This window comes from Gordonia metallireducens (assembly GCF_021245825.1).
In the GTDB taxonomy this organism is placed as follows: Bacteria; Actinomycetota; Actinomycetes; order Mycobacteriales; family Mycobacteriaceae; genus Gordonia; species Gordonia namibiensis.
The window spans coordinates 1-12,158 of the sequence record NZ_JAJQJP010000029.1; the positions used below are offsets into that span (position 1 = coordinate 1).

Annotated in this window: 9 protein-coding genes; 2 read left to right on the top strand and 7 right to left on the bottom strand. The window is 68.8% G+C overall.

Features of this window, described 5'->3' with window-relative positions; genetic code table 11:
• Positions 1-235: 235 nt before the first annotated feature.
• The 4 genes from LQD00_RS11085 to allB form a co-directional block, all read right to left on the bottom strand.
• A complete protein-coding gene (locus LQD00_RS11085) occupies positions 236-1,906 on the bottom strand; it encodes a DNA repair helicase XPB (RefSeq protein ID WP_406567003.1) in 1,671 nt (556 codons plus the stop codon).
• 55 nt (positions 1,907-1,961) lie between these two features.
• On the bottom strand, positions 1,962-2,879 hold the full coding sequence (locus tag LQD00_RS11090) for an oxygenase MpaB family protein (RefSeq protein ID WP_232717214.1): 918 nt from the start codon (positions 2,877-2,879) through the stop codon (positions 1,962-1,964).
• 85 nt (positions 2,880-2,964) lie between these two features.
• Entirely contained in the window at positions 2,965-5,313 is a 2,349-nt protein-coding gene (locus LQD00_RS11095) for a helicase-associated domain-containing protein (protein WP_232717216.1), read from the bottom strand.
• A 391-nt stretch (positions 5,314-5,704) separates the two neighbouring features.
• On the bottom strand, positions 5,705-7,099 hold the full coding sequence (gene allB / locus LQD00_RS11100; RefSeq protein ID WP_232717218.1) for an allantoinase AllB: 1,395 nt from the start codon (positions 7,097-7,099) through the stop codon (positions 5,705-5,707).
• 249 nt (positions 7,100-7,348) lie between these two features.
• On the opposite strand from allB, the gene LQD00_RS11105 reads away from it, so the two are divergent.
• Together LQD00_RS11105 and LQD00_RS11110 are read left to right on the top strand one after the other, a co-directional pair.
• Positions 7,349-8,902 (top strand): NCS1 family nucleobase:cation symporter-1, encoded by a 1,554-nt coding sequence (locus LQD00_RS11105; RefSeq protein ID WP_232717220.1) that lies wholly within the window; start codon positions 7,349-7,351, stop codon positions 8,900-8,902.
• A 19-nt stretch (positions 8,903-8,921) separates the two neighbouring features.
• Entirely contained in the window at positions 8,922-9,644 is a 723-nt protein-coding gene (locus LQD00_RS11110; protein ID WP_232717221.1) for an aspartate/glutamate racemase family protein, read from the top strand.
• A 107-nt stretch (positions 9,645-9,751) separates the two neighbouring features.
• Here the strand turns inward: LQD00_RS11110 and LQD00_RS11115 are convergent, their stop codons facing one another.
• The 3 genes from LQD00_RS11115 to LQD00_RS11125 form a co-directional block, all read right to left on the bottom strand.
• Entirely contained in the window at positions 9,752-10,363 is a 612-nt protein-coding gene (locus LQD00_RS11115; RefSeq protein WP_232717223.1) for a TIGR03086 family metal-binding protein, read from the bottom strand.
• Positions 10,364-10,477: 114 nt separating this feature from the next.
• Positions 10,478-11,077 carry an LGFP repeat-containing protein gene (locus tag LQD00_RS11120; RefSeq protein ID WP_232717224.1) on the bottom strand — a complete coding sequence of 200 codons (600 nt, stop codon included), beginning with the start codon at positions 11,075-11,077 and terminating at the stop codon, positions 10,478-10,480.
• A 144-nt stretch (positions 11,078-11,221) separates the two neighbouring features.
• Complete coding sequence (locus LQD00_RS11125) at positions 11,222-12,157, bottom strand: TAXI family TRAP transporter solute-binding subunit (RefSeq protein WP_232717226.1); 936 nt, start codon at positions 12,155-12,157, stop codon at positions 11,222-11,224.
• Position 12,158 lies beyond the last annotated feature (1 nt).

Sequence of the window (12,158 nt, forward strand, 5' to 3'; positions counted from 1 at the left end):
CCCCCCCCCCCCCCCCCCCCGCGCGCCCCCCCCCCCCCCCCCCCCCCCCCCCCCCCGCGGGGGGGGGGGCAGCTCGTCGCGAGCTCCTCGCCTACTCAACCTGCGGGGGAGACGGCCTGAAAAGCGCCCCCGGAAAGCACCCTGTTCAGGCGACCGGGCGACATAGTGTCGCCGGCCTCGCTCTGGAGGGCGCTTTCCGGGGGCGCATTTCAGCAGGTCAGGGCGAGGACCCCGGTCAGTCTGCGGAGGTGGTGTCCCCGATGGTCGGGCCGAGGAGGTCGTCGGCGTCGGTGATGCGGTAGGCGTAGCCCTGTTCGGCGAGGAAGCGCTGCCGGTGGGCGGCGTAGTCGGCGTCGAGGGTGTCGCGCGAGACCACCGAGTAGAAGTGTGCCTGTCCGCCATCGTGTTTCGGCCGCAGCAGGCGGCCGAGGCGCTGGGCCTCCTCCTGCCGTGAACCGAAGGTGCCCGACACCTGGACGGCGACGGAGGCCTCGGGGAGGTCGATGGAGAAGTTGGCGACCTTCGACACGACGAGGGTCTGGAGTTCGCCGGAACGGAAGCGGTCGAACAGGATCTCGCGTTCCTTGTTCTTCGTCGACCCCTGGATGACCGGGCAGTCGAGTTCGCGGCCGAGCTCCTCGAGCTGGTCGATGTAGGCGCCGATGACCAGCGTCTGCTGACCCTTGTGTTTGTTCAGGATCGCCTTCACCACGTTGACCTTGGTGTGGGCGCTGGAGCAGAGCTTGTACTTCTCCTCCGGCTCGGCGACCGCGTACTGCAGGCGCTCCTCGTCGGTGAGGGTCACGCGGACCTCGATGCACTCGGCCGGCGCGATCCAACCCTGCGCCTCGATGTCCTTCCACGGGGCGTCGTAGCGCTTGGGCCCGATGAGGGAGAAGACGTCACCCTCGCGGCCGTCCTCACGGACCAGGGTCGCGGTGAGGCCGAGGCGCCGACGGGACTGCAGGTCGGCGGTCATCCGGAAGACGGGTGCGGGCAACAGGTGCACCTCGTCGTAGATGATCAGGCCCCAGTCGCGGGAGTCGAAGAGATCGAGATTCCGGTACTCGCCCTTCGACTTCCGCGTCATCACCTGATAGGTCGCGATGGTGACCGGTCGGATCTCCTTGCGTTCGCCGGAGTACTCGCCGATCTCCTCCTCGGTCAGCGTGGTGCGCGCGATGAGCTCGCGCTTCCACTGCCGGCCGGCGACGGTGTTGGTGACCAGGATCAGCGTGGTGGCGCCGGCTTTGGCCATCGCGGCCGCGCCGACCATCGTCTTGCCCGCACCACACGGCAGCACGACGACGCCGGAGCCGCCGGCCCAGAACGAGTCGGCCGCCATCTCCTGGTAGTCGCGCAGGTGCCAGTCGCCCTGGTCGAGGTCGATGGGGTGCGCCTCGCCGTCGACGTAGCCGGCGAGGTCCTCGGCCGGCCAGCCGACCTTCAGCAGCACCTGCTTGAGGCGGCCGCGCTCGGACGGATGCACGATGACGGTGTCGTCGTCGAGCTGCGCTCCGAGCATCGGGGCGACCTTCTTGTGTCGCATCACCTCGAGCAGCACAGCACGGTCGAGACTCACGAGGGTCAGTCCGTGTGCGGGATGCTTGACCAGCTGCAGCCGGCCGAAGCGGCCCATCGTGTCGACGACGTCCATCAGCAGCGGCTGCGGGACGGCGTAGCGCGAGTAGGTGACCAGCGCGTCGACGACCTGTTCGGCGTCGTGACCGGCGGCGCGGGCGTTCCACAGCGCAAGCGGGGTGACCCGGTAGGTGTGGACGTGCTCGGGGGCACGTTCGAGTTCGGCAAAGGGTGCGATCGCCTGACGAGCCGCCTGCGCGTCGGGGTGGTCGACCTCGAGCAGCAGGGTCTTGTCGGATTGCACGATCAGGGGTCCATCGGTCACCCGCTCCATTGTCCAGATAGCAGCGGAGATTGTCAGCGACGGGCCTGTTTGTGGGTCAGAACACGGGGATGCCGAGCCGGCGGCGCACCCTCAGGTCGACGATGTTCAGCCGGAAGATGCCGCGCAGCACAGGCGCCGCCACCGGGTCGACGACGCGCAATACGGTGAGAATGGCCTGGTAGCGGCGGGCGTCGTCCGCGGTCCACGTCCAGCCCATCATCGACCGGAACTCCGGCGGGAGCCCCGCGTTGATGGCGTAGGTGAGGAAACCGCCCAGCGTCTTGTGGGCGATGGTTCCCACCGCGCCGGCGCGGAACTCCAGGAACGAGAGGTCGGCGAGGCTCTGCAGTTCCTGCCGCACCGGCTCGTCGATCCGTAGTTCGGCGAGCTGGCTGTTCCAGTAGGCGAGGAGTTCGTCGTAGGTGGCCGGCCACTTGTCGCGGGGGACGTTGAGCGCGGTGCCGAGGGGGTGCGCCTCGGTGAGGACCATCTGCCGTTCGGCGTCGGAGAGGGGTCCGTGGATCAGCTCGTACTGGTCGATGAAGTACTTGAGCAGGCACACCGCGACCCACAGCTGCAGGCGCGAGTCGTTGGCGCTGTAACGGACGGGGCTGGTCTCGGTCGAATAGACCTGGTCGTGCACGCGGCCGACGCAGTTGTGGATGTACTCCCTGTCGGAGTCGCTGCCCATCAGCGCGACGGCCAGGTAGGTGCCGGTGGTGCGGGCACGCTTGATCGGGCGTTTGATGGCGTTGCCCCGCGGGACGCGGCTCTCGTACACGCCGTACCCGACCTTCGGGTTGGACAGCTGCATGATCACGTTCGCGACCGACAGCGTCGGGCCGACGACGGTGACGAGGTCGGCGGGACGTTTCACGCGGCGGCGTCGTGACGGTGGTTTGATGCGCGGCACGAGATCGTGCTGGTAGGTGTCGGGCACGGCGGCGGTGGCGTCGGCGCGTACAGCGGTCATGACGGGCCAGCTTTCCTCGGCACTGAGTACTCGCGAGCCTAGCAAGATCCTGAGACGAATGTCACAGGTCGTGTCAACGCGGTGGTCAGGCGTCGAGGAGTTCGACGCTGGTCAGCCGGTGGAGCGAGAACCGCTGCTCGGTGTCGCTGCCCTCCTCGACGGCGACCAGCTGCCCCGCACCGAGGACCTTCGGGGTCACGACGTGGCGGCTGGCCGATCCCTGAGCGTCGACGTAGCCGACGCGGAGCCGGCGCTTGGCGCGCAGTGCGAGCTGGATGAGTGCGGTCGCCGATTCGCCGCTGCCGGAGGCGCGTACCGGTGTCGACGCCGAGGTGCTGCGGACCGGGGTGGCCGCGGCGGCGCGGTCGGTCGAGCGGATGCGGCCGACCACCGACCGGAGCTGTTCCTCCGACGGCGCGCTGCGACGCGGCTGGGCCTGCCGCCGGGCCCGCGACACGGTGACTCGGCTGCCGCGTTCGCGGAGGTCGACGACGGCGCCCGTCGAATCCTCGCCTGCCGGCGCGAATCCCGCGGCGCGCAGCTGGTCGATGACCTCGCGAACCTCCGACGGCGAGATCGCCACGGTCGGGGCGAGTGCACGCAGCGCGAGCGGTTCGGCGGCCGGACTGCGCAGCACCGCGGCGAGGACCGTCGGGTCCTCGCAGCGGATGAACGCCGACGCCACGCCGACGCGGAGCTGTCCGTGCTTCCGGGCGACATCCTCGATGAGGTACGAAAGTGACTGCGGCACCGGCGTTCTCGAATGCGTGGTGAACATCGACAGCAACTCGTTGCTGCTGCGGCCGGCGTCGAGCGCGCGCCGAACGCTCTCCGGGGTGATCCGGTACACCGATGCGGCGCCGCCCGACTCGAGGTCGGCGACGAGTTCGACCTGTTCGGCGAGTTCCGGTGTCATCGGGCCCGGCACGGTGAGGGTGAGGTCGGCCTGGGTGAGGAAGTGGTCCACCGGCTCGGGCAGCACGGCGCGCATCGCGGCCAGCACCGCTGCGTCGGCGTCGGCGGGATCGGCATCGGCCGGCGGCTCGACGGTGTACGCCCGGCCGACGGTGGTCAGCGCGTCGTGGGCGACGAGCCCGATTTCACGTGCCTCACGCAGGGTTTCGGCGACGAGGCGCCGGCTGAAGCGCCGCATCTGGCGGGGACGGTGCCAGTGCAGGTTCGCCAGTACTGCGTCGGGTGTCACCGGGACCGCGGGGTCGGCGTGGGCCAGCGTCGAGAGGATGAGTTGCCGCTGGATCGGCGCATAGGCGTCGTGGAGATCGGCGGACAGGGTGGCCATCGCGTTGCCGTCGCGGTCGGGGTCACCGACCTGCCAGGCGCGCCGGGGCATGTGCAGCCAGGCGTCGGCCAGCGACAGCCACTGACGCTCCCGCGGCTGGTGCAACCAGGTGTCCGCGGTGGAGGTCGGCGCGAAGGACTGCTCGCCGGAGTCGTTGGGCGGCGGCGGTTCCGGGAAACCGGCGTCGATGATCCGTAGGTAACCGGCGAGCTCGATCAGGAACGCGACGCGCTGCGTCTCGATGCCGGAGAGCTTCGACAATCGCCGGAGTTCACGGACGCCGAGCGCCCCCGACCGCAGGACGGCGGCGGGGGTGGCGCCGAGGATGTTGAGCAGCGAGGTGAGGTGGCGGATGAGTTCGAGTGCCTCGCCACCCGCCGCGGCGTCGACCGCCTTGGCCGGGAATCGCGGCTTGAGGCCGGCCTCGTTCAGCGGAGGGGGATTGAGATCGTCGGTGTGCCAGGCCGGTTCGTCGCGGATCACCGCGCCGACCATGGGCGGGAGTTCAACGGTCTGATTGTCGACGCGGGCCAGCAGGCCCGACGAGATCAGTTGTGCGACCGGGGTGCTCGGGTCGGCGTCGGGATCGGCGTCGCGGCTGCGGCCCAGGGCCGGACCGCGGGCCAGGGTCTCCAAGAGTTCCTTCGGTCGCTCGTCGAGGTCGGCGACCATCGCCGCGATCTCCTCGCCGCTCCGACCCGCCAGCGGACCGGTGAGATGCGGTGACCGCCACGGCATCGCGGAGTCGACGTGCTCGCCCGCGCAGAGGGAGGTCTTGTCGCCCCACAGGATCGCGCGGCGTCGAAGGAGTTCGATCCGGGCACGGACGTCCTCGGCGGCTGCCCGGCCGGACAGCGACTTGACGATCTTGGTGACCGACGGGCGTTTGGACTTCGTGGTCTTGCGGCTGCCCAGCGCGATCGCCTGTTCGAGGACGGCGACCGCCAGCACGTCGAGATCCTCGCCGGCCAGCGCCAGCGACGCCGCGGACAGCGCACGCTGCGCCAGCACACGCGTGCCCTGCGGGGTGGGGGAGGCGAGGTCGGGTCGTTCGATCAGCAGCTCGGTGAGCTCGTCGTCGGAACGCGCGGCCAACTCCTCGGCCAGGCCGGCGTGCTGGTCATCCGAACTCATTCGATCGACTTTACCGGGCGGTGCGACATCGCTACTCCGGGTGCAGATGGGTTGGCTTCGATACGGCCCTCGGCTTGCGCCTCGGGCCTACTCAACCAGCAGTGGGGGCCTCGTATCGCAGGGCAGCAGCCTCACTCAACCAGCAGTGGGGGCCTCGTATCGCAGGGCAGCAGCCTCACTCAACCAGCAGTGGGGGCCTCGTACCGCAGGGCAGCAGCCTCACGCAGCCGGCAGTGGGGGCCTCGTACCGCAGGGCAGCAGCTTCACACAGCCGGCAGTGGGGGCTTCGTATCGCAGGGCAGCAGCCTCACTCAACCAGCAGTGGGGGCCTCGTATCGCAGGGCAGCAGCCTCACGCAGCCGGCAGCGGGGGCCTGATTACACAGCAGCCCTCAGACGTCGCCGCGACGGAGCATCCGGCCGCGGGCGGTCTCGAAGTCCACCTTCTGGCCGCGAACCCAGGTGCCCTTGACCACGCCGGCGAGGGCGCGGCCGTCGTAAGGGCTGATCGCGTTCTTGTGGTGCAGACGGTTGACGTCGACGATCTGTGCGGACTCCGGCTCGAAGATCGCGAAGTCGGCGTCGCAGCCGAGGGCGATGCGGCCCTTGGACGGCAGGCCGGCGAGATCGGCGGGCCTCGATGCCATCCACTCGATGACCTGCGGCAGGCCGATGCCGCGCTTCTTGGCCTCCGACCAGATGAGCGACAGTCCGAGCTGCAGCGAGGCCACCCCGCCCCAGGCGACGCCGAAGTCGCCGTTCTCGGGGTCCTTGAGGTCGATGGTCGAGGGGGAGTGGTCGGAGACGATGCAGTCGATCGTGCCGTCGAGCAGTCCCTCCCAGAGCAACTCACGGTTGCCGGCCTCGCGGATGGGCGGGCAGCACTTGAAGGCGGTCGCGCCGTTGGGGACCTCTTCGGCCAGCAGGGTGAGGTAGTGCGGGCAGGTCTCGACCGTGATCTTCACGCCGTCCTTCTTCGCGCTGGCCAGCATCGGCAGCGCGTCCGACGACGACAGGTGCAGCACGTGGGCGCGGACGCCGGTCCAGCGTGCGCGCTCGATGACCTCGGCGATCGCCAGGTTCTCGGCGCCGCGCGGACGAGAGGCGAGGAAGCGTGCGTACTCGTCACCCTCGGGCGACGGGGCGTGGTCGATGGCGCGGGAGTCCTCGGCGTGGACGATCATCAGCGAGTCGAACTCGGCGAGCTTGGCCATGTCGGCTTCCATCTCGTCGGCCGTCAGGTGCGGGAACTCGTCGACGCCCGAATGCAGCAGGAAGCACTTGAAGCCGAACACGCCGGCGTCGTGGAGTCCGCGGAGGTCGTCCTCGTTGCCGGGGATGGCGCCACCCCAGAAGCCCACGTCGATGTGCGTCTTGCCGTGCGCGGCGGCGCGCTTCTCGGCCAGGGCGTCGACGTTGACGGTCGGCGGGATCGAGTTGAGCGGCATGTCGATGAGGGTGGTCACGCCACCGGCGGCGGCCGCACGGGTGGCGGAGTCGAAGCCCTCCCATTCGGTGCGGCCCGGCTCGTTGACGTGGACGTGGGTGTCCACCAAACCGGGGATCATCACCTGGTCGTCGGCGAGTTCGATGACCTCGGTGCCGACGAGTCCGCTGCCGAGCGGTTCGATGGCGACGACGCGGCCGTCGCGGATACCGATCTCGCGCGCCACGATGCCTGCGGTCGTCAGGGTCTGTTCACCACGCACGACCAGGTCGAACGGCGCAACGGTCGAGTCCGCGGCGGTGTCGGAGAGAGGGGCCGGGGCGCCGGTTTCTGAGGTCATGGGGCGGGACTCCTTGCTGATCGCCGTGTCCTGGTGTCGTTCCAGAGACTAACCCAGCAGATTCCTCATCGTGGAATGTCGGGGCGTGATTTCGGAAAGGTGACTCGCGAGTAGCGCTTCGCGATGCTATTGACAACGCCCCGCACGAGGGCGCTAACCTTCACGAACGCGGAACCCCGATTCCACATCACGGAAGTTCCACGAGTGTAGGAGCGCGGTCAAAGATGACCGTCCGACGAAAGTGCAGAGATGAGCACTGAACCGCCCACGATCCAGCGTGACGAGGCGACGCCGAGGACGTCCACGACCGGCGTGTCCGCCGGCGAGGAGACCCACGGCGTGACCGGAACCGTCCCGGCCGGATTGAGTCCCAAGCTGTACAACGACGACCTGGCGCCCACGAGTCGCGTCGGCCGCCGCTGGAAGAGCTACAACATCTTCACGCTGTGGGCCAACGACGTCCACAGCCTGGGCAACTACGCCTTCGCCATCGGGCTCTTCGCCCTCGGATTGGGCGGCTGGCAGATCCTGACCGCACTTGTGCTCGGCGGTGTCTTCCTCTTCCTGCTGCTCAACCTGTCCGGCTTCATGGGCGAGAAGACGGGCGTCCCGTTCCCGGTCATGAGCCGCATCTCGTTCGGTATCCGCGGCGCGCAGATCCCGGCGCTCATCCGCGGCGGCGTGGCGATCGCCTGGTTCGGCATCCAGACCTACCTCGCGTCGGTCGTCCTCCGGATCATGCTGGTCGCGTTGTTCCCCGGCGCGGAGGATCTGGACGCCAACCGCTTCCTCGGCCTCTCGACTCTGGGCTGGATCTCTTTCGTCTCGCTGTGGGTGATCCAGGTGATCATCGTCAGCTACGGCATGGAGATGATCCGCCGCTACGAGGCCTTCGCCGGCCCGGTCATCCTGTTCACCATGGTGGCGCTGGCCATCTGGATGCTCAGTAACGCCGACTGGACCATCGCGTGGACCACCCCCGACTCGCTGACCGGCGTCGACATGTGGCTGAAGATCATCGGCGGCGCGAGCCTGTGGGTCGCCATCTACGGCACCTTCGTCCTGAACTTCTGCGACTTCACCCGCAACGCGGAATCGCGAAAAGCCATCGTGCGCGGCAACTTCTGGGGCATCCCGCTCAACATGCTGCTCTTCGGCGGCATCGTGGTCGTGCTGGCCGGTGCGCAGTTCCGGATCGACGGACGGGTCATCGAGTCGCCGTCGGACATCGTCCAGACCGTGCCCAACACCTTCCTGTTGGTGCTGGCCTGCCTGGCGCTGCTGATCCTCACGGTCGCGGTGAACCTGATGGCCAACTTCGTCGCGCCCATCTACGCGCTGTCCAACTTGTTCCCGCGCTACCTGAACTTCCGCCGCGCGGCACTCGTGACCGCGATCATCGGACTGATCATCCTGCCGTGGAACCTGTACAACTCGCCGGCGGTGATCAACTACTTCCTGGGTGGGCTGGGTGCGCTGCTCGGACCGCTGTTCGGCATCGTCATGGCCGACTACTGGCTCGTCCGCCGCTCGAAGATCGATGTGCCCGCGTTGTTCTCCGAGGCACCTGATGGCGCCTACCATTACCGGAACGGCGTGAACCTGCGGGCCATCGTCGCGCTGGTCCCGACGGCGGCCTTCGCCCTGGTGATGGCCTTCGTCCCGGCCTTCGAAGTGGTCTCGGAGTTCTCCTGGTTCATCGGTGCCGGTCTCGGCGCGGTCGTCTACCTGCTGGTGGCCGATCGCCGCGGACCGTTCGCCGAGGTGTCGGGCGAGCCGATCTCCGTCGCCAGCACCCACTGATCGCCAGGAGGTAGATCCGATGCGCATCCTCGTCGCCAATGTCAACACGACCGAGTCGATGACCGAGGCGATCGCCGACTCGGCTCGGTCGGTCGCCTCGCCCGGCACCGAGATCGTCGGCATGACACCACGATTCGGTGCCGACTCGTGCGAGGGCAACTTCGAGTCCTACCTCGCCGCCATCGCGGTGATGGACGCGATCCTCGCCTATCCCGAACCGTACGACGCGGTCATCCAGGCCGGGTACGGCGAACACGGACGGGAAGGGCTCCAGGAACTCCTCGAGGTCCCGGTCGTCGACATCACCGAGGCCGCGGCGTCGACGGCGATGTACCTGGGACACAAGTTCTCGGTCGTGACGACGCTGGACCGGACGGTCCCGCTGATCGAGGACCGGCTCAAGCTCGCCGGCCTCGACCAGCGCTGCGCGTCGGTCCGGGCGTCGGGACTCGGTGTGCTGGAACTGGAATCGGACCCGGAGCGGGCGGTCAAGGCGATCGTCGAACAGTCCACGAAGGCGGTGCACGACGACCACGCCGAGGTGATCTGCCTCGGATGCGGCGGCATGGCCGAGCTCGAGGAGCAGGTCCGCGCCGCGACCGGCGTCCCGATCGTCGACGGTGTGCGTTCCGCGGTCACGATCGCCGAAGGTCTTGTCCGGATGGGACTCTCGACGTCGAAGGTCCGCACCTACGCGAAGCCGCGCGAGAAGAAGGTCACCGGCTGGCCGTTCACGATCTGAGCTGACGGTCGGGGTTCCGACGGTCCGGCACCCGAGGATCCGATTGCGTTTTGTCCCGGGTGCCGGGACAAAACGCAATCTGATTCGGTGGCCATCGAATTACTCGACTACTGGTCCTCCCGGATGGCGTGCGGCCACCGCGGGTCCCGGCCGGTGAGACCGGCGAGTCGGTCGACGAGTGGTGCGTCGTCGGGCACCTCGACCACCGGCCCGAACATGCCGTCGCGGTCTTCCTGCGGCTGGGGTGGGTAGTGGAAGTCGAACACGACCTGCAGGATCTCGTCGGGGACGTCGAATGCAATATCCGCAGCGCGTGCGACATCCCAGCCGTGCAGAACCAGTTCCGACAGTGCGACCAGGCCCATGATCTCGGCGGGCAACTCGACGCCGCCCGCCTGGGTCATGCCCTCCCATGCTGCGGTGTCGTTCCAGGAGTCCGCGAGTTCACGCACGTGACCCTGCAGTTCGTCTCGCCACTTCGTCGACAGGCGGCTTTGCGCCGGTTCCGGCGGCGTCGACGTCAACGGACCGAAATCCTTGCGCGCAGCGGCCGCGAACGCCTGCGAGAGTCCGTCGACGTGGGCCAGCAGCGCGGCGAGATGCGTGTCGCGACACGGCGTCGGACGGTCCAGTTCGGAATCGGGGATTGCGGCGGCGAAAGCCAGCATGTGATCGGCGGCTGCAGCTATCAGTTGCGCTTGGGTGGTGTCGGTGGGCATCCGAGTCCCTCTCCTCGTGTCTGAGTGCTCACCGGGACTGACCACCCGGCCGTTGATTTCTCATCGGACGCGCGACAGGGCTGTGGATGCGGCGCTCGAGCCGTCGGGTAGCGGCTATCTCAGACCTGATGGCACGACGTTGCCGTCGACCGTCACCGTGACCTCGCCGGTCGTCGTGTTCTCGGAGATCTCGCCGTGTTCGAAGGTCACCGTCTCGAGAGGCCCGTCGACCGTCACGTCACTGGTGGGGACGCCGAGAGGTCCGGCCGAACCGTTGGTGCCGAGGAGCATTGGGGTGCCGTCCGGGGCGCGCTCGGTGTTCCATGCGTCGCGGATCTTGCCGGAGGTGACGATGTATGCCGGCGTTCCGGGGTCGCTGTTCTTCGCGATGATCACACCACCGCGGAATTGTTGGTACACGACACCGCTCTCGCGAGTGCCGGCGTTGTGATCGCCGGTCAGCGGCCTGCCCAGCGCTTCTCGTTGTGCCTGAGTCGCCGAGGCGTACTTGATCGCGAGCGGGCCGGTGAGCGTCACCGACACGTCGTCCTCACCCGTCACCGTCAGCTCGGAGGGGGTGGCCCCGGCATCAACCGCGGGGGTAGAGATGGACGAATCGCGGTCGGCCTCGGCACTCCCGCACCCGGCGGCGGCAAGCGCGATCACGAACAATCCGGCAACGAACGCGGCGCGACGGGAAGCCGTCTGCTTCATAGGTGTCTCCCGGACTCTCGAAGTACAGCCGATCCACAACGCCCGAATCGGACGGATTTCGCACGAGTCTATCGGCCACGGTCGCGGGCGGGCGGCCACCTCTGCGTCGGCGAATGCCCGACCCTGTTCGCGGTCGAGTGGCGTTCACCCGTGTCGGCGGCGGTATTCGGCGGCGGCTCCCGGATGCAGGGGGATGGGCCCGGTGACGATCAACGACTGGGCGTCGAGGAACTGACTGCCGATCGCCTGGGCCGGTACGAGCTGGGCCGATTGATCGAGCAGTAGGTCGACGACGGCCGCGGCGGTCGCGTCGGGCACGTCCCGACGGGCGAGCAGCAGGTTCGCGACCCCGACGGTGGTGACCGCCGGATGCCGACCGTAGATGTCGGCCGGGATGCGCACGGGCTCGTACGCGAGGCCGTGCCGCTGTCGTAGCGCCGGCACGATTCCGCCGAGGTCGAGTAGAGCGATCGGTACCTGCGGGTCGGCGAATGCCGGGGTCGGCAGACCACCCGCCCACATGACCGCGTCGACCTCCCCGGTGGCGAGCGCGGCGCGGGCCTCCCGCATCGTCTGGCGTACCGGCCGGATGTCGCGCTCGGGCCCGAGCCCGGCCGCGACGAGAACCCTCTCGGAGAGTTCCGCGGCCCCGGAACCCGGTGCGCCGACGCTCACCACCCGCCCGCGCAGATCGGCGACCGACGCGATGCCCGAATCGTCGCGGACCGCCACCTGGAAATAGTTCTCGTATACGCACCCGAGAGCTGTCAGTTGCGGGTCCGCGCGTTCCACGGCGGCGTCGCGGAGGCTGAGGGCGAGCTCCGCCGACCCCTGGGAGAGGGCGTCGAGGTTCTCCGCGGAGCCGTTGGACTGCCGAGGCCGGATCGGCGGTGCGCCCGACCGGTCGGCCGCCGCCGCGAGGAGACCGGCGAACTCCCAGAAGAAGCCGCCGGTCTCACCCGCCGCGAGCCGGACCGGTGCGCCGCGCTCGGTTCCGCACGCGGACAGCAGGAGCAGCGCACCCAGGCCGCACCCGCGGAGCACGGTCCGACGGTCGACCGACCCGCGTGCGTGCGACATG